14 protein-coding genes are annotated in these 19,028 nt (G+C 63.7%); 8 read left to right on the top strand and 6 right to left on the bottom strand.

What is annotated here, in order from left to right; translation table 11 throughout:
• The first annotated feature begins 278 nt into the window (after window positions 1-278).
• A complete protein-coding gene (locus ACT6QG_RS15455; protein ID WP_444978479.1) occupies window positions 279-1,058 on the top strand; it encodes a helix-turn-helix domain-containing protein in 780 nt (259 codons plus the stop codon).
• Between the two features lie 66 nt (window positions 1,059-1,124).
• On the opposite strand, the gene ACT6QG_RS15450 is transcribed toward ACT6QG_RS15455, so the two are convergent.
• From ACT6QG_RS15450 to ACT6QG_RS15430, 5 genes are all read right to left on the bottom strand, one after another.
• On the bottom strand, window positions 1,125-2,321 hold the full coding sequence (locus ACT6QG_RS15450; protein ID WP_444978478.1) for an LLM class flavin-dependent oxidoreductase: 1,197 nt from the start codon (window positions 2,319-2,321) through the stop codon (window positions 1,125-1,127).
• Between the two features lie 105 nt (window positions 2,322-2,426).
• Window positions 2,427-4,169 carry a dipeptide ABC transporter ATP-binding protein gene (locus tag ACT6QG_RS15445; protein WP_444978477.1) on the bottom strand — a complete coding sequence of 581 codons (1,743 nt, stop codon included), beginning with the start codon at window positions 4,167-4,169 and terminating at the stop codon, window positions 2,427-2,429.
• On the bottom strand, window positions 4,166-5,152 hold the full coding sequence (locus ACT6QG_RS15440; RefSeq protein ID WP_444978476.1) for an ABC transporter permease: 987 nt from the start codon (window positions 5,150-5,152) through the stop codon (window positions 4,166-4,168). The genes ACT6QG_RS15445 and ACT6QG_RS15440 overlap by 4 nt, the downstream gene beginning before the upstream one ends.
• Window positions 5,152-6,069 (bottom strand): ABC transporter permease, encoded by a 918-nt coding sequence (locus ACT6QG_RS15435; RefSeq protein ID WP_444978475.1) that lies wholly within the window; start codon window positions 6,067-6,069, stop codon window positions 5,152-5,154. Before ACT6QG_RS15435 ends, ACT6QG_RS15440 begins: the two co-directional genes overlap by 1 nt.
• A gap of 10 nt (window positions 6,070-6,079) precedes the next feature.
• Window positions 6,080-7,711 carry an ABC transporter substrate-binding protein gene (locus ACT6QG_RS15430; protein WP_444978474.1) on the bottom strand — a complete coding sequence of 544 codons (1,632 nt, stop codon included), beginning with the start codon at window positions 7,709-7,711 and terminating at the stop codon, window positions 6,080-6,082.
• Window positions 7,712-8,039: 328 nt separating this feature from the next.
• Between ACT6QG_RS15430 and ACT6QG_RS15425 the strand changes: the two genes are divergently transcribed.
• From ACT6QG_RS15425 to ACT6QG_RS15395, 7 genes are all read left to right on the top strand, one after another.
• A complete protein-coding gene (locus ACT6QG_RS15425) occupies window positions 8,040-8,948 on the top strand; it encodes a class II glutamine amidotransferase (RefSeq protein WP_444978473.1) in 909 nt (302 codons plus the stop codon).
• 35 nt (window positions 8,949-8,983) lie between these two features.
• Window positions 8,984-9,670, top strand: a complete 687-nt coding sequence (locus tag ACT6QG_RS15420) for a GltB/FmdC/FwdC-like GXGXG domain-containing protein (protein ID WP_444978472.1) — start codon at window positions 8,984-8,986, stop codon at window positions 9,668-9,670.
• A 15-nt stretch (window positions 9,671-9,685) separates the two neighbouring features.
• Window positions 9,686-11,014, top strand: a complete 1,329-nt coding sequence (locus tag ACT6QG_RS15415; protein WP_444978471.1) for an FMN-binding glutamate synthase family protein — start codon at window positions 9,686-9,688, stop codon at window positions 11,012-11,014.
• A gap of 239 nt (window positions 11,015-11,253) precedes the next feature.
• The gene (gene glnT, locus ACT6QG_RS15410; RefSeq protein WP_444978470.1) at window positions 11,254-12,561 is read left to right on the top strand and encodes a type III glutamate--ammonia ligase; all 1,308 of its coding nucleotides are present in this window, start codon (window positions 11,254-11,256) and stop codon (window positions 12,559-12,561) included.
• A gap of 171 nt (window positions 12,562-12,732) precedes the next feature.
• A complete protein-coding gene (gene purU, locus ACT6QG_RS15405; RefSeq protein WP_444978469.1) occupies window positions 12,733-13,617 on the top strand; it encodes a formyltetrahydrofolate deformylase in 885 nt (294 codons plus the stop codon).
• A 428-nt stretch (window positions 13,618-14,045) separates the two neighbouring features.
• Window positions 14,046-15,389 (top strand): trimethylamine monooxygenase, encoded by a 1,344-nt coding sequence (locus ACT6QG_RS15400; RefSeq protein WP_444978468.1) that lies wholly within the window; start codon window positions 14,046-14,048, stop codon window positions 15,387-15,389.
• Window positions 15,390-15,561: 172 nt separating this feature from the next.
• Entirely contained in the window at window positions 15,562-17,931 is a 2,370-nt protein-coding gene (locus tag ACT6QG_RS15395; RefSeq protein WP_444978467.1) for a trimethylamine N-oxide demethylase, read from the top strand.
• Window positions 17,932-17,992: 61 nt separating this feature from the next.
• Here the strand turns inward: ACT6QG_RS15395 and ACT6QG_RS15390 are convergent, their stop codons facing one another.
• Window positions 17,993-18,937, bottom strand: a complete 945-nt coding sequence (locus ACT6QG_RS15390) for a GlxA family transcriptional regulator (protein ID WP_444978466.1) — start codon at window positions 18,935-18,937, stop codon at window positions 17,993-17,995.
• Window positions 18,938-19,028: the final 91 nt, after the last annotated feature.

The raw sequence follows: 19,028 nt of genomic DNA, 5'->3' as shown, positions 1-19,028 counted from the left end.
TGAGGCACCGGCTGCATCTGGATTTGAATGATGTGCAGCACCGGGGGCTTTGTCAAAACATTTTATCTACCAGAAACTATTTTTCTTTTCAGTGCATTATTTGGAAGCACCCTGCCTGCAAATGCGCCGCTCCTTTGCATCAGCCCTGGGCAGAAAGCAGACAAGCAGACGCGGCTGACCACAAAAGTGGCAGAATCTGCATGAAACTGCCCCCGCTGATGCGTTGAATGCGATGCGCGGCACAGTTAGTCTGGCAACAGACCAAACAGGATGGCCCGATGCGCGACAGCACGACCAAGAAGGCGAAACCCTCTGCCACACCTGCGCCCCCGGGCAAGGCATCAGGGCAGGAGAGCGCCGGCCGGGCCAAAACCGCGCGCAAGGCCGCGACAGCGCACAAGCCGGCGGCCGAGATTGCCGCCAAGGCCAGCCTCCAGCAGAACCCGCATGCGGTGCGCGAGGCGCGGGTGAACAATCTGGAGCTGGCCATCGGCTATGAGGTGCGCACGCTGCGCAAGAAGCTCGGCATTACTGTTGCAGAACTTGCAGCGGCGACGGAGCTTTCCGCCGGCATGCTCTCCAAGATCGAGAATGGCAACATCTCCCCCTCGCTCACCACCCTGCAGGCGCTTTCCAAGGCGCTGGGCGTGCCCATCACCGCCCTGTTCCAGCGGTTCGAGGACCAGCGCAGCGCGGTTTTCGTCAAGGCGGGGGAAGGGGTGCAGATGGAGCGGCGCGGCACACGGGCCGGCCATCAATATAACCTGCTCGGCCATATCGGGGGCAACACCAGCGGGGTGACTGTCGAGCCCTATCTCATCACCCTGTCGCAGGATTCGGACATCTTTCCCACCTTCCAGCATTCGGGCATGGAGTTTCTCTACATGCTGACAGGTGAGGTGGTGTATCGCCATGGCGACAACACCTTCCACATGCAGCCCGGCGACAGCCTGTATTTTGATGCCGATGCCCCTCATGGCCCGGAAGAACTGGTCAGCCTGCCGGCGACCTATCTCTCCATCATCTGCTATCCGCAGGGGCGCTCGGAAAACGAGTGAGGCGCCGGCGCGGGGATAACCTTCCCGCGCCCGGGCCCGCCTTGTCACGGCATCTGCATCACGGCATCACAGCCGCAGCCCGGCCTGCTTCATCAGCGGCAGGATATTCTCGCCGAAATGGGCCAGATCCTCGCGGAAGTCCGCAAAGGAGAGCTGCAATCCGTCGATGCCGGCCTTCTTCAGGGCGATCATCTGTTCCACCACCTGTTCCGGCGTGCCGATCAGCTCGATGTTTCCGCCCAGCCCATGGCCCTGCTTCTGTGTCACATCCTTGCGTCCGCGCCAGGCATGGGCGTCACTGTCCTGATGCACCTTCGTGAAGGAGGTCTTCTCCGCACGCGGCGGATGGCTCAGCAGGGCATCCAGATAGGCCCGGGTTTCCTTTTCGCTGTTGCGGCTGATGATGACCGGGTTGATGAGCGTCTTCACCTGCCGGCGCACGGCATGGGCATGGCGGTGCACTGTGGCGATATGGGCCGGCAGGGTTTCCAGCGCGCTCTCGATATGAGCACCACCGGGCGAGGTGATGAAAAGGATGTCGGAAAAGCGCGCGCCGAAATCCAGCCCCGCGGGCGAGCCTGTGGCCGTGACCAGAACGGGGCGGCCATAAAGCGGCTTGGGGGTGATCCAGCCGTTTGAAACCTTCCAGCTCGAATGCACGCTCTCGCAGGAATAGTTCTCCGGCTCCGTCCACAAATGGTTGAGCGTATCGAACAGCTCCCCCGCCATGGTGTAGCGCTTGTCATGCTCGATGCGCTGCCAGCCGAACATCTCATGCTCCACCGCCCGGTGCCCCGTGACGATATTGATGCCCCAGCGCCCCTTGCTGATATGGTCGAGCGTCGCGCCGAACTTGGCCAGATGCAGGGGGTGCCAGGGGCCATAGAGCACATGGATGGTGGAGATGAGCAGCATCTTGCGGGTGATGGCGGCCATGGCGCCAAGGGCGATGAAGGCATCGAGCGAGGCCTCGCCATCATAGCCGCCCTTGGGCAGCCACTGGGTGCGGCTGAAGGCCAGCTCGAACCCCAGCGCCTCGCCCTGGCGGACGATCTGCGCATTATAATCGAAGGTCCAGCTGTTGCTGGTGGGGTATGAGGAAACGCTGATATCCTGAAGGTTCAGGAACAGCCCCAGCATCAGGGGCTGGCGGGCGGCCTGCGCCAGCGGGCTTTCGGGAAAATCCAGCGGGCCGCGAATGCGGTGGAAATCATCATGTTCTGACGCATGGGCGGCCAGAGGCTGTGCGGAAGAGGACGACATGGCAGGCTCCAGAAATTGCCCCCGCATTCCTGCCAGGGGCAGTTCTCCGGTGCGGGGCGGATGTGACGCACAGCAGTGCATCCGGCTCGGGAATGGGAAAACGCGTCATGCCGCGGCCCCGCCAAAGGGCGCGGCAACAGAGGCGAAGGGTTTGGGCACCGCATCCAGAAGCTGGCGCGTATAGGCATGTGCGGGGCGGAAGAACACGTCATCCACCGCCCCTTCCTCCACCACCCGGCCACCCTGCATCACCAGCACCCGGTCAGCCACATGATGCACCAGCCCCAGATCGTGGGAGATGAAGAGCAGCGCCGTGCCAAGGCGCGCCTGCAGCTCGCCGATCAGGTCGATCACCTGTGCCTGAATGGAGATGTCGAGCGCTGAAACCGGCTCATCGCAGACGATCAGCGCCGGTTCCGCCGCCAGCGCCCGGGCAATGGCCACGCGCTGGCGCTGCCCACCGGACAGGGCGCGGGGCGAGCGGTCGAGCAGCCCGGTATCCAGCCCCACCTGTTCCAGCAGGGCGGCAATGCGGGCGGGCCGCTGCGCGGGCGGAAGGACGGAAAGGTTTTCGGCAATGATGTCCCGCACGCGGTAGCGCGGATCAAAACTGCTGAGCGGGTCCTGCGGGATATATTGCAGCTTCGCGCGCAGGGAGCGGCGCCCGCGCTCGCTGATGCCGGACCATGGCCGTCCCAGCAACCGCACCGCGCCGGCATCCGGCCGCAACAGGCCCAGAACGATTTTGGCGCAGGTGGACTTTCCCGAACCGGACTCTCCCACCAGCCCCACCACCTCACCCGCCCGGATGGTGAAGGAGACATCCTCGGCGGCGGTGAAGCTCTCGCGCACGCCTGTTCCCGCCCGGCGCAGATAGCGCTTGGCGATGGCCTCCACCTCCAGCACCGCATCTCCACCGGGTGCCGTGCGGGGCGGCAGCGGCTCGCGCACGATACGGATAGAGCCATCCGGATGCCCTGGTTCCTTCTCGATCCGCGAGGAGGACAGGCGCGTGCCACGCGAGGAGGCGGACGGCACGGCGGCAAGCAGCTGGCGCGTATAGGGGTGGGACGGACGGCTGAGAACCTGCGCCGTCGGCCCGCTTTCCACCACCCGGCCGGCCCGCATCACATGCACCCTGTCGGCAATGCCCGCCACCACCGCAAGGTCATGGCTGATGAGCAGCAAGCCCATGCCCTCATCCCGCACGCGGGCGCGCAGCACATCAATCACCTGTTTCTGCACGGTGGCATCCAGTGCCGTGGTCGGCTCATCGGCAATGACCAGACGCGGCCCCGCGGCAATGGCGGCGGCAATCAGCGCGCGCTGGCGCAAGCCGCCGGAAAGCTCATGGGCATACTGGCCGGCCCGCAGGTCCGGATCGGGAATACCCACCCGCGCAAGCGTTTCCAGAACCCTGGCGCGGATCTCTCCCCGCCGCAGCAGACCATGGTGGGACAGCACCTCGCCCACTTCCTGCGCAATGGGGCGCAGGGGATCGAGCGAGACCAGCGCATCCTGCATCACAAGGCCGATCTGGCGGCCCCGCACCCGGCGCCAGTCCGCGGCATCGAAACCGGAGGCATCCTGTCCGCCAATGCGGAAATGGCGGGCCTCCACCTGCGCACCCGCCCCCGACAGGTTGAGAAGGCTGCGGGCGGTGACACTCTTGCCGGAACCGGATTCCCCGACCAGCGCCACGCACTCCCCCGGATGGATGGTCAGGTCCACGCCCTGCACCACCGGGGCGGCGCCATGGAAGCGGATGGTGAGCCCCTCTATCTCCACCAGCGGGGATGCAGGTTCACCCTGCGTGCCGAATGACTGGAAAGCTGGTTGCACGCTCATGCCGGCTCCCGCCTCTCGAACAGGTTTTGCAAATAGTTCCCCAACACCGTGAAGGAGATGACGGTGAGGGTGATGGCCACACCGGGGAACACGCCGGGCCACCAGGCCACGCGCAGCGTGTCGCGGCTCTCGGCCAGCATCACCCCCCATTCCGGGGTCGGCGGCTGGGGGCCGAGCCCCAGAAAGCTGAGGCCGGAGACAGCCAGAATGGCCGAGCCGATAAAGACCGTCGCCGTCACGGGCACCGCCACCAGCACATTGGGCAGCATGTGGCGGAAGAAGACGGCCAGATGGCCCCGGCCATAGATGTAGGAATGGGTGACATAATCGGCATCGCGCACGAGCTGGGTCTGGGCGCGCACCACGCGGCCGAATTTGGGAATGCCGGAAATGCCCACCGCAATGGCGATATTGAGCATGCCCTGTCCCAGAAAGGTCACCACCAGCATGGCCAGAAGCACCGCTGGAAAGGACGACACCACATCGAACAGGCGCGAATTGGCTTCATCCAGAAAGCGGTTCCTCTGCCCGGCCAGAACCCCCAGCAGCACGCCGAACACTACGGAAACCGCCGCGGCGCCAAGACCGATGAACAGCGAGTAGCGCGCACCGTGAATGGTGCGGGCGAACACATCGCGCCCCAGCCTGTCGGTGCCGAACAGATGCTCCATGCTCGGCGGTTTCAGGATGGCGAGAAAATCCCCCTCCAGCGGATCATAGCTGGAGAACAGGCCCGGCACGGCCACCGCAAGGGCCAGAAGGGCGATGAAAAGGGCGGAGGCCAGAACACCCGCCGGCGGCCAGTGGCGCCGCTTTCCGCCAGTGGCAAGGGGCCGCTCCGGCTCCAGCGCATCCTGTCCGCCATGGATGCTGTCGAGGCCTCCCGCGTGTGACGCGGGAAGGAGGCTCACCTTGCCCCGCACCGGCGCCCATTTCGCCCGAAAATGCCCCAGTACCCCGGAAACCTGCGCCATATCCGTCATCACTGCACCTTCAGCCGGGGATCTATGACCACATAGAGGAGATCAAGCAGGGTGGAGGCGGCCACATAGATGAAGGCCGCCAGCAGCACGACAGCGAGCACCACCGGCACATCGTGGGAGAGCACCGCATTCAGCGTGGTGGTGCCAAGGCCGGGCCGGCCGAACACCTTCTCGGTAATCACCGCCCCGCCCAGCAGGCCGCCAATGATCCATCCGCCCAGCGTTACCACCGGCAGGGCGGCATGGCGCAGCACATGGCGCACCCGGATCTGCCGTTCTCCCAGCCCGCGAGCCCGCAATGTGGTGACGAAAGGCTGGTCCAGCGTCTTCTCGATGGCATCCCGCAGCACCTGCGTCAGCAGGCCCGCCGTGGGCAGGGCAAGGGTGATGGCGGGCAGCACCAGCGAGCGCCAGCCCTCCGCCCCCGAAACCGGAAACCAGCGCAGATGGAAGGAGAACACCATCAGCAGCAGAATGCCGATCCAGAAGACCGGGGTGGAGGCGAAGGTGAGCTCGACAAGCGAGGCCACCCGCCGTGCCAGCCTGCCTCGACCGGAGGTGAGCACGGCCAGAATGATGGCGATCGCGAAAGCCAGCACCCCCGCCGCGCCAGCCAGATAAACGGTGGGCATGAGCTGGGAGGAGACCACATCCGTCACCGGCTGGCGCAATGCGTAGGAGGTTCCGAAATCCCCCTGCGCAATGCGCCAGACAAAGGCGAGATATTGCTCCCACAGGCTGCGGTCGAGCCCCCACTCGGCCGCGATCGACTCCCGCAGGCCCGGATAGTCGAGATCACCGGCCAGAATATCCTCGATCCGCCCCGGCAGAGCATGCAGCGCCAGAAACGCAACCGTTATGCTGCCCCACGCCACCAGCAGGCTGGAGGCAAGACGCGCAAGCACCTGACGCCACATGCCCGCCTCCTCAATCCCGCGCGATCCACACGTCGTAGAAATTCGACGGGGAATCGAGCTGGGTCTCGAAGGAGAGGCCGCGCACCTTGTCCTTTGCGGCAAGCTGGTAGTTGGCGGAGAACAGCGGCACGATGATGCCCTGGTCCACCGCATAGGCCTGCGCCTCATCCACCAGCTTCTTCTTCTCCGCCGGATCGGTTGAGGCCAGCGCACCATTGATCAGCCCGAACAGATGCTTGTCGCCCTTGTCCGCCACCGCGCGGATGAAGCCGAGCTGGCCGATATTGCCCTGAAGCATCTGCGCGGCATCGGCCGGCAGATAGGTGTTGGGATAGATGCTCCAGGTGCCATCCTTCACCTGCTGCGCCCACTCCCCGCCGCTGATGAAGCGCAGGCTCAGGTCCAGCCCGATATTCTTGCGCAGCTGCGCCTGAAGGCCCTGAATGAGCACATCGCGATTGTCCCGCACATAGGGCTGCGGATAGCCCACCTCTATGGTGAGGCGCTTGCCGTCCTTCGTGCGGAAGCCCTCGGCATCGCGCCCGGTCCAGCCGGCTTCGTCCAGAAGGCGGTTCGCCTCGGCAACCCTGTTGCCCCAGGCTTCGTTCAGGGCCTTGTTGTAAAAGAAATTATCCCGGCCGATATTGGAATAGGCCCGCGGATAGGCCCCCTGATACACACTTTCCACGATAGCGCTGATATCGGCGCCATCGCGCAGGGCCCGCCGCACCCGCACATCATCCGCCGGGGGCACGGTGTAGTTGATGTTCAGCGTGAAGGAGGTCTGCGCGCCCGAGGGGCCGACCAGGAACTGGAAGCCCGGCTGGTCCTTGAACAGGCCGATATCGGTGGGCTGCACCCCCTCGATCACATCCACCTGCCCCGATGAGAGCGCCCCCGCGCGCACCGCATATTCCGGCAGGAAGCGCGCCGTCACCTTGTCGAGATGGGCCGGCCCCTGATGGGCGGCATAGCCGGGGCCCCAGTTGTAATCCGGGTTTCTGGCGAAGGTGGCGGACTGGCCACGCGTATAGTTCTCGAACACGAACGGGCCGGAGCCCGCCAGAGCGGGGCCGCCAGCGCACAGGCCATCACCCGACTGGAGCGACCTGGGCGACACAAGCCCGAGACGGATGCTGGACAGGGATTCCAGCAAGGCGGAATCCGGCCGGCCCAGATTGATCTGCACCGTCGTGGGCGAGATCACCTCCACGCTTTCCACTGCCTTGAGAAGCTCGCCGGCCGCATTGGTATTGGCCGGGTCCTTCACGAAATCGATATTGAACTTCACGGCCTCGGCATTGAAGGGCGCGCCATCATGGAACGTCACATCATCCCGCAAGGTGAAGACATAGGTCTTGCCATCGGGCGAGACGGTCCATTCCCGCGCCAGCCATGGCACGAACCGGCCTCCTTCCGCCTTGCCAACCAGCGAGTCGATGTAATTGCGGATGAGGATATAGGAATTCTGCTGGGTCGAGCGGTGGGGATTGAAGCAGATCGGTTCTGTCGTGACCCCGAAGACCACCGCGCCGCCGGGCGTTGGCGTCTCGGCGGCAAGGGCCGCGGATGATGTCGCCATGCCCAGAAGCAGGGCGGGAACGGCACGCTTGAAAGACAGCTTTTCCAGTCTCGCGGACATCAGAACCCCAACTCCATCAATCATTTGAAAGAACCGCGCCGTTGTCGGCCGATTGCCGGCCATGCCGGGCCGGACATGCGCTGTGCGTGCCCGATTCAAATGTTTATCAAGTTCATAGAATAAATCAATATAGTTGGAGGACACAAGCCACCCCTCAGCCACCCATCCAGCGCCCCTCCTTTGCCCAGCAATGCAGCAAACACTGCCGCCAAATTGTCCTTTCTGCGCAAATATATGCCACAGAGGAAAATAAGTTTCTTTACAGTTGAATTTGTTTCGCCCCGGGCGCATACAGGATTCATCGATCTTCCGATGAAAGGCGTGACCCATGTGCGGCATCGTTGGGCTGTTTTTGAAGGACAGGGCGCTGGAGCCTCAGCTCGGGGCGCTGCTGTCTGAAATGCTGGTGACCATGACCGATCGCGGACCGGATTCAGCAGGCATCGCCATTTATGGCGGGGCCAGCGATGGCGCCGCCAAGATCACCATCCAGTCGCCCACCCCGGAGGCGGATTTCGCCGGTCTTTCAGACAAGCTCGCCACTGCCGGCTTTCCCGGCATCGCCATCGCGGTGAAGAGCACCCATGCCGTGCTCACCGTTCCGGCTGACAAGACCGGCGAGGTGCGCGCCGCGCTTGAAGCGATCTCCCCCACCATCCGCGTGATGGGGATTGGCGAGAGTGTCGAGATCTTCAAGGAAGTGGGCCTGCCGAAGGATGTGGTGGCGCGCTTCAACATTCCCGCCATGTCCGGCAGCCACGGCATCGGCCACACCCGCATGGCCACCGAGTCCGCCGTCACCACCATGGGCGCGCATCCCTTCTCCACGGGAACGGACCAGTGCCTGGTGCACAATGGCTCGCTGTCCAATCACAACAATCTGCGGCGCGAGCTGAAGAAGCGCGGCATGTCCTTCGAGACGCAGAACGACTCCGAGGTCGCCGCCGCCTATCTCACCGACCAGATGAATGCCGGAAAGGATCTCGGCGCGGCGCTGGACAGCGCGCTCAATGATCTCGACGGCTTCTTCACCTTCGTGGTGGGCACGAAATCCGGTTTCGGGGTGGTGCGCGATCCCATCGCCTGCAAGCCCGCGGTGATGGCAGAGACCGACCAGTATGTGGCCTTCGGCTCGGAATATCGCGCACTGGCCAACCTGCCCGGCATCGAGACCGCGCGCGTGTGGGAGCCGGAGCCGGCCACCGTCTATTTCTGGGACCACGAAAAGGCCGCGTGAGCCTGCCTGCATCTTCAATCCGGAAGGCCATTTCCATGCCTGTCTTCGATCTTGCCACCACGCCCCTGCGCGCGCTCAATGCGGCGCTGCACACCGTGCCAGCGGGCAGTAATGACACGGTTTTCGAGGTTACAAATCCACGCGGCAGCCATGCGGTGGCTGTCGGCATCGAAGGTCCGCTCACGGTCGAGGTGAAAGGCCCTGTCGGCTATTACTGCGCCGGGATGAATGATGGCGGAACGGTTACCGTCAATGGCTCCGCCGGTCCCGGCGTGGCGGAGAACATGATGTCCGGCACCGTCATCATCGAGGGTGACGCCTCGCAATATGCGGGCGCCACCGGGCGCGGCGGGCTGCTCGTCATCAAGGGCAATGCCGCCTCGCGATGCGGCATTTCGATGAAGGGCATCAATATCGTCGTGCACGGCAATATCGGCCACATGTCCGCCTTCATGGCGCAGTCCGGCAATCTTGTCGTGCTGGGCGATGCGGGCGATGCGCTGGGCGACAGCCTGTATGAGGCCCGCCTGTTCGTGCGCGGTTCCGTAAAGAGCCTCGGCGCGGACTGTATCGAGAAGGAAATGCGGCCGGAACATCTGGAGATTCTCGCCGATCTTCTGGCAAAAGCGGATGTGGGCGATGTGAAGCCGGAAGAGTTCAGGCGCTACGGCTCCGCCCGCAAACTCTACAACTTCAACATCGACAATGCAGACGCCTACTGAGCGCGGAGACAGGCCATGAGCTACTCGAACCCCGTGACGCCGCCGCGCAAGTCCGCGACCTTCGATGACTACACGCTCGCTGAAATCCGGCGCGCGGCGGCCACCGGCATCTATGACATCCGTGGCGGCGGCGCGAAGCGCAAGGTGCCGCACTTCGATGACCTGCTGTTCCTTGGCGCATCCATGTCGCGCTATCCGCTGGAGGGCTACCGCGAGCGCTGCGACACCTCGGTGACGCTGGGCACGCGCCATGCCAAGAAGCCGATCAGGCTCGCCACGCCCATCACCATCGCCGGCATGAGCTTCGGCGCGCTCTCCGGCGCGGCCAAGGAGGCGCTGGGGCGCGGGGCGACCCTTGCCGGCACCTCCACCACCACCGGTGATGGCGGCATGACGGACGAGGAACGCGGCCATTCAGAAACGCTGGTCTACCAGTATCTGCCCTCGCGCTATGGCATGAACCCGAAAGACCTGCGCCGGGCGGATGCGATCGAGATCGTCATCGGCCAGGGCGCCAAGCCCGGCGGCGGCGGCATGCTGCTGGGCCAGAAGATCTCCGACCGCGTGGCCCAGATGCGCACCCTGCCCAAGGGCATCGACCAGCGCTCATCCTGTCGCCACCCGGACTGGACCGGGCCGGACGATCTTGAAATCAAGATCCTTGAACTGCGCGAGATCACGGACTGGGAGAAGCCCATCTATATCAAGGTGGGTGGCGCGCGCCCCTATTACGACACCGCCCTTGCGGTGAAGGCCGGCGCGGACGTGGTGGTGGTGGACGGCATGCAGGGCGGCACCGCCGCCACGCAGGATGTGTTCATCGAGCATGTGGGCATGCCCACCCTCGCCTGCATCCGCCCTGCCGTGCAGGCGCTTCAGGATCTTGGCATGCATCGCAAGGTTCAGCTCATCGTCTCCGGCGGCATCCGCTCGGGCGCGGATGTGGCGAAAGCCCTGGCGCTGGGCGCGGATGCGGTGGCCATCGGCACCGCCGCCCTTGTGGCTCTGGGTGACAACGATCCGCACTGGGAAGAGGAATACCACAAGCTCGGCACCACCGCCGGGGCCTATGATGACTGGCACGAGGGCAAGGACCCGGCCGGCATCACCACGCAGGACCCGGAGCTGGCCAAGCGGCTGGACCCGATCCTCGCCGGTCGCCGCCTTGCCAACTACCTGAAGGTGATGACGCTGGAGGCGCAGACCATCGCCCGCGCCTGCGGCCACAACAATCTGCACAATCTGGAGCCGGAGGACCTCGTGGCCCTCACGCTCGAAGCCTCCGCCATGGCGCAGGTGCCGCTGGCGGGCACAGGCTGGATTCCCGGAAAGGCCGGTTTCTGAGCCTCCCGACGCATGGACCGGCGCGGCCTGAAAGGTCGCTCCGGCCCCGGAAGACAGGCGCAGATGCAACCGGCTGGCCCGGGATTTGCCTGAACCTTCCATGAAACCGCGCCAGCCCTGCACGGCGCACCACAGGTTTGACCCTCCTGACACCAGCACCCCCCGCGCAGGCTCCTGCGCGGGAACGAGACCGAATGCCCTGCGCACCGCGCCCCACCCTCTTCCAAGCAGAGGCCGTCATGACCATGGATCTGTCTGCTTATGCCGCAGAAAACGGCATCAAATATTTCATGATTAGCTATACGGACCTGCTGGGTGGCCAGCGGGCCAAGCTGGTTCCCGCCGCCGCCATTGCGGACATGCAGGAAAATGGCGCGGGCTTTGCCGGCTTCGCCACATGGCTGGACCTGACCCCGGCCCACCCGGACCTGTTCGCCGTGCCGGATTCCTCCGCCGTCTTTCCCCTCACATGGAAACCCGGGGTGGCCTGGGTGGCGGCAGACTGCGTGATGGAGGACAAGCCCGTCCAGCAGGCGCCCCGTGTGGTGCTCAAGCGGCTGGTCGAGGAGGCCGCCGCCGAGGGGCTGCGGGTGAAAACCGGCGTGGAGCCCGAATTCTTCCTCACCACTCCCGATGGCGAGCGCATCTCCGACCCGCACGACACCCATGAAAAGCCCTGTTATGACCAGCAGGCGGTGATGCGGCGCTATGATGTGATCGCCGAGATCTGCGATTGCATGCTGGAACTGGGCTGGAAGCCCTACCAGAACGACCATGAGGACGCGAACGGCCAGTTCGAGATGAACTGGGAATATGATGACGCCCTCACAACGGCCGACAAGCATTCCTTCTTCAAGTTCATGGTCAAGTCCATTGCCGAGAAGCACGGGCTGCGCGCCACCTTCATGCCCAAGCCTTTCAAGGGGCTCACCGGCAATGGCTGCCATGTGCATATTTCCGTGTGGAATCTGGATGGCAGCCAGAATGCCTTTGCCGACAAATCCATGCCCTTCAGCCTCTCCGCGCAGGGCCGGCATTTTCTCGGCGGCATCATGAAACATGCCTCGGCGCTGGCGGCCATCACCAACCCGACGGTGAACTCCTACAAGCGCATCAACGCCCCGCGCACCACATCCGGGGCGACATGGGCGCCCAATTCCGTGACATGGACCGGCAACAACCGCACCCACATGGTGCGCGTGCCCGGCCCCGGCCGTTTCGAGCTGCGCCTGCCGGACGGAGCGGTGAACCCCTATCTGCTCCAGGCGGTGGTGATCGCCGCCGGGCTCGATGGCATCCGCACGCAGGCCGACCCCGGCCCGCATCATGACATCGACATGTATCGGGATGGCCACAGGATCACCGGCGCACCCAAGCTGCCGCTCAACCTGCTGGACGCCCTGCGCGCCTATGAGCAGGACGAAGGGCTGGTGAGCGCCATGGGGCAGGAATTCTCCGATGCCTTCGTCAAGCTGAAATCGGGCGAGTGGCAGAGCTTCTGCAACCACTTCACCAGCTGGGAGCGCGAAACCACGCTGGATGTGTGACCGAACCGCGCGGACTGTGCGCCAGCCCGCGCAAGCCATTGACACATTTGATGCTCTCCGGCATGGGGAGCCCAACGGGCCGTACCGGCTGTTCTTACCTTGCATCCGTCTGCGCCATAACACCAGCGCACATGGCCGGCGTGATGAGCCTTATTTCAGGAAAGCTGACCCATGAGCCAGTTCGTTCTCACTGTCACCTGTCCCACGCGGCGCGGTATTGTTGCGGCCATTTCCACCTATCTTGCGGCCAAGGGCTGCAATATCGTGGACAGCGCCCAGTTCGATGACATGGAAACCGACCGCTTCTTCATGCGCGTGGGTTTCAACTCCCAGGACAAGGTCGGGCTGGAGGATATTCGCGCCGGCTTTGGGGAAGTGGCCGCCCCGTTCGACATGGACTTCGCCTTCCATGACACCGCCGAGCGGATGAAGGTTGTCATCATGGTCTCGCGCTTCGGCCACTGCCTGAACGACCTGCTCTATCGCTGGAAGATCGGCGCATTGCCGATTGATATCGTCGCGGTCATCTCCAACCACTTCGATTATCAGAAGCTGGTGGTGAACCATGACATTCCCTTCCACCATATTCCCGTGACCAAGGCCAACAAGCCGGAAGCGGAGGCGCGCATCATGGACATTGTGCGCCAGACAGGCGCGGAGCTGATCGTTCTGGCGCGCTACATGCAGATTCTTTCCGATGACATGTGCCAGACCATGTCCGGGCGCATCATCAATATCCATCACTCCTTCCTGCCCAGCTTCAAGGGCGCGAACCCCTACAAGCAGGCTTACGGGCGCGGCGTGAAGCTGATTGGCGCAACTGCCCACTATGTGACCGCCGATCTGGATGAAGGGCCGATCATCGAGCAGGATGTCGCGCGCATCACCCATGCCCAGAATGCGGCGGACTATGTCTCCATCGGACGGGATGTGGAGGCGCAGGTGCTGGCGCGGGCCATTCATGCCCATATCCACCACCGCGTGTTCCTGAACAAGGACCGCACCGTGATCTTCCCCGCCAGCCCCGGCAGTTACGCCTCCGAACGACTGGGCTGAGCTTTCAGCCATTTCCCTTTCCCGCGCCCGCCCTGCACGCCACCCCGGCGCGCGGGGCATCTGGCATTGTCCTGCGCGATGACGGAAAGCCTGAAGTATATGCAAACAATCAGGGTATGGTTACGGGGCGAAACCACCCTCAAAACCATTCCCTTTACTCGATTCGGACACGCCTCTGCGCCCTAATGCGGGATATCAGGACGCCATACTGCGCGGCAGACGCATGGAAACTGCGCTCAACTGCCCCTCTTCGCCCGTTTCATGCGCACACACCCTGCCGCGCAAAAAGGCATGGTGCTGAAATATTGTCAAATTTAATTCCGCATAAGAAATATTGTTGACCCTGAAGCTCAAAATGCGGCTAGCTCTGTTCTATCGGAACGGCCGGCTTCCATCTTTCCTCCACAAGATGAGAGAGTTTCAGAAACATGAGCAAGCGTGTCGCCATTATCGGTGCAGGCCCTTCAGGACTTGCCCAATTGCGGGCCTTTCAGTCTGCGGCAAACAAAGGGGCGCAGGTTCCGGAGATCGTCTGCTTTGAAAAGCAGTCAAACTGGGGAGGATTGTGGAACTATACATGGAGAACCGGTCTGGACGAGAATGGAGAGCCGGTTCACTGTTCCATGTACCGCTATTTGTGGACCAACGGCCCGAAAGAGGGTCTTGAATTTGCCGATTACTCCTTCGAGGAGCATTTCGGCAAGCAGATTGCCTCCTATCCCCCCCGCGCTGTCATGTTCGACTATATTGAGGGGCGCGTTCTCAAGGCCGGCGTGCGCGACATGATCCGCTTTTCCACTGTGGTGCGCTATGTCGAATATGACAGGGATGCCAAAGACTTCACCGTCACCGTCCATGATCTGGCGCAGGACAGGGTGTACAAGGAGCGGTTCGATCATGTGATCGTCGCATCCGGCCACTTCTCCACCCCGAATGTTCCAGAATATGAAGGTTTTGAAAGCTTCAGCGGTCGCATCGTCCATGCCCATGACTTCCGTGACGCCCGCGAATTCGAGGGACGTGACGTTCTTCTCATGGGCTCCTCCTATTCCGCGGAGGATATTGGCTCCCAATGCTGGAAATATGGAGCCCGTTCTGTCACCACCTGCTATCGCTCGGCCCCCATGGGCTTCAACTGGCCGGACAACTGGGAGGAGAAGCCCGCCCTTGTGCGGGTCAGCGGCAAGACCGCCCATTTCGCCGATGGCTCCAGCCGGAACATAGACGCCATCATCCTGTGCACCGGCTACAAGCACCATTTCCCCTTCCTGCCGGATGACCTGCGGCTGAAGACGGCCAACCGGCTGGCAACGGCGGATCTCTACAAGGGGGTCGTCTGGGTTCACAATCCGGCGCTCTTCTATCTGGGCATGCAGGACCAGTGGTTCACCTTCAACATGTTCGACGCCCAGGCCTGGTATGTGCGCGACATCATTCTGGGCCGCATCCAGGTGCCGCAGGACAAGCAGGTCCTGCTTGCCGACGTGGCCGAGCGCATCGCCCGCGAGGAGGCCTCGGATGACGTGAAATACGCCATCAAGTATCAGGGCGACTATGTGAAGGAACTGATCGCCGAAACCGACTATCCCAGCTTCGATGTGGATGGGGCGTGCGAGGCCTTCTACAAGTGGAAGAAGCACAAGACGGAAGATATCATGGGCTTCCGCAACAATTGCTACAAGTCCATCATCACCGGCACCATGGCCCCCATACATCACACGCCTTGGAAGGATGCGCTGGATGATTCAATGGAAGCCTATCTGACCAACTGAACATGCCGGCCACGCCCTGCGTGTCCATCATGCGGATCTGAACAGGCCATCCCGGCGCGCATCTTCGGCCGGGGGGCTTTCCATGAACCACCCATGCCGGCGGTTTCGCCTGCCCTGCCGGGCCTTCCGGGATCGTCTCCGGCAGGTGCCCGGTCCTTTCCGGGAGATGTCTATGGTGCTGCTTCCGCCGGGCCTGCTGCGTCCCGGCCCGCCCCGCCCCACTTTCGCGCGCCGGGCCGCGGCCTTTTCCCTTGCCCCCGCACAGGAGCGCTACACTGTGCCCGGCGCCGGGGCCATATCGCTCCAGATTCATGCGGGCGATCAGATTGAAATCATCAATGACGAGGGTGGCCAGCGGGCGGAAATCCTGGGCGCGCATCTGGATGGCCGCCTTGACCCCGCTTTGCTGGGCATGGTGGCTGATAGCCCGGCAGATGGCCTGCGCACCCTGCTCGCCTCCGGCAATGCCAGCCTGAAGCGGCTGGCAGACAGCCTTGCGGCCCGGCACATTGCCCTGCACGGTGCGCGCGCCCTCTCGGCCTTTGGCGAAACATCCCGCCCCGGTGACACGGCCCGCCTCACCGCACAGGGGGAAGGCTGGCTCATCATCGCCGCCCCCGGCGGGCCGATGGACCCCGAGCGGCAGAATACCGCCACCCCCCTCACCGTGCGCATCACCCGCGCCAAAGCCCGCCCTGCCGGCAGCTTTGCCCTGCCTGATCCCCTGGCGGATCCGCTGCAGGATATCCGCATCCACAGCCGCACCGCCGGAGCCTATCTGGTGAAGGCCGGGGACTATATCCAGATCATTGATGTCGATGGCCGCCAGTGCACGGATTTCCAGTGTTTTGACGCCCGCAAGGTGGATCACGGCATCTTCCACCCGCTGGATGTCACCACCACCCGCACCATTCAGGGCCATGCCTACCCCATGCCCGGCCTGCATGCGAAATATTTCGACCATGATTATACAGCTCTGGTGGAGGTGGTGCAGGATACATGCGGGCGGCATGATGCCTTCGCCCTTGCCTGCCACCCCAAATATTATGACGACATTGGCTATCCCGGCCATATCAACTGCTCTGACAACTTCAACATGGCGATTGCACCCCATGGCATTCCCGCCCGGAAGGGGTGGATGGCGGCCAACTTCTTCTTCAATACCGGCATTGATGCCCATGGGGTGATGTATGCCGATGAGCCATGGTCGCGTCCGGGGGATTATGTGCTGCTGCGGGCGCTGACAGATCTCGTCTGCGTCTCTTCCGCCTGCCCGGATGACACCTCGGCCGCAAATGGCTGGAATCCCACAGATATTCATGTGCGCACCTATGCGGGGCAAGAGCGTTTCCAGCGCGCCACCGCCTGGCGCCCTTTGCCCGATGCGGAGCCGATCATGACGCGCCAGACCGCCTTCCACGAGAAGTTCGCCGCCCTCACCCGCGATATGGTGGAATATCGCGGCTTCTGGCTGCCCAATGCCTTCCCCGCATGCGACCCGGTGGAAAGCTACTGGGCCTGCCGCGAGGGCGTGGTGGTGATGGACCTTTCCGCCCTGCGCAAGTTTGAGGTCACCGGGCCGGATTCCGAGGCGCTGATGAACTGGGTGCTCACGCGCGATGTCAGCAAGCTGGGACAGGGGCAGGTGGTCTATTCCGCCATGTGCTATCCCCATGGCGGCATGATGGATGACGGCACGCTGTTCCGCCTTGGCCCGCACAATTTCCGCTGGATTGGCGGCAGCGATGAAGGCGGTGTGTGGATGCGCGAGGAGGCTGCCCGTCTCGGGCTCAATGTCACGATCCGCTCCTCGACCGATCAGCTTCACAATCTCGCGGTGCAGGGGCCGAAATCCCGCGATCTCCTGCAGGAGATCATCTGGACGCCGCCGCATCAGCCCGCGCTCGCGGAGCTGGGCTGGTTCCGCTTCACCGTGGGGCGCATTGGCGGGGCGGATGGCGCGCCGGTGGTGGTCTCGCGCACCGGCTATACGGGCGAGCTGGGCTATGAAGTCTTCTGCCACCCCCGGGATGGGGATGTGGTGTTCGATGCGGTCTGGGCCGCCGGCCAGCCGCTGGGCTTGAGGCCCATGGGCCTGGCGGGGCTGGATCTGGTGCGTATCGAGGCCGGGCTCATTTTCGCCGGTTATGATTTTTCCGACCAGACAGACCCCTATGAGGCGGGCATCGGCTTTACCGTGCCGCTGAAATCCAAGACCGCCGATTTTGTGGGGCGCGCGGCGCTGGTGCGGCGCAAGGAGCATCCATCGCGAAAATTTGTCGGCCTGCTGGTGGAGGGGCAGGATCCGGTTGCCCATGGCGACTGTATCCGCATCGGCCGCGCACAGGTGGGCGAGATCTGTTCCGCCATGCGCACCCCGCGTGATGGCCAGCTCATCGCCCTGGCGCGGGTGGATGTCGCCCATGCCGAGCCCGGCACGGCGGTGGAGGTGGGGCGGCTGGATGGCCATATCAAGCGGATCGCGGCCACCATCGCGCCCTTTCCCTATTATGACCCGAAGAAGGAGCGCCCGCGCGCCTGAGGGCCTTGCGCCAGAAAGCCTGCATCCTGCGCACTGCCGGCCCCGCGCCGGCAGTGTCGTTTCACACCCGTTCCTCTCGCGGGGCGCGGGCATATTTGCGCCTGTAGGCGCGCGAAAAATGGCTGGCGCTGGAAAAGCCTGTCGCCATTGCCACTTCGGTGATGGGCAGATTGGTCTGGCGCAGCAGCTCCCGGGCACGGGTGAGGCGGATATTCTGGTAATAGGCCTCCGCGCCCATGCCGAGATGTTCGGCGAAAAGCCGGTCGATCTGGCGCAGGGAGATCTGCGCGGCCTGCGCCAGCTCCTCGCGGGTGGCGGGGCTTTCTATGCGGCTTTCCATCATGTCGATGATGCGCTCCAGCCTGGCATTGCGCACTCCCAGCCGCTCCGGCAGGCCAAGGCGCTGCTCCCCCTCGCCGGGGCGCACATGGGCTTGCAGGAACCAGTCTCCCACCGCCCGTGCAAGGGCAAATCCGTGTGCCTCGCCAATCACATGATGCATCATGTCCAGTGCCGCCACGCCCCCGGCGCAGGTGAGCCGGTTGCGGTCCGCCTCGAACAGGGATGAGCGCAGCTCCACACGGGTGAACTCCTCGGCGAACGCGGCCGCATGCTCCCAGTGCACCGTGGCGCGATAGCCATCCAGCACCCCGGCGCGCGCCAGCAGATAGGGCCCGGCGGAAACGCCCCCGAGCGTGAGGCCGCGCCGCGCCACCGCCCGCAGCCAGCGCCACAGGCGCGCATCATCAAACTCAGCCGGATTTCCGCCCGCGCACACGATGATGGTGTCCAGCCCCTCCACATCATCCAGCGCACCATCCACCTCCACCCGCAGGCGGTTTGAGGCCACAACCGGCGCGCCATCCAGCGAGAGGAGGCGCCAGCCATAAAGCTCTTCTCCGGCAAGGATATTGGCCGCGCGCAGAGGCTCCAGCGCGGATGAGCAGGACATCATCGCAAAGCCGGGCAACAGGACGAAACCGATCCGGGAAACTTTCTGCATCATGTCTCTGAGGATCATGCAAACGTCGCTCAAGGGCAAGAGTGCGCCTGAAATTCCATCATGCTCAAAACAACGCCGGTCAGCCGGCATGGTC

This window comes from Haloleucobacter ellipsoideus (assembly GCF_052491725.1).
Note: the sequence above shows the minus strand (reverse complement) of the source record. Positions and strands in the feature narration are given on the sequence as shown.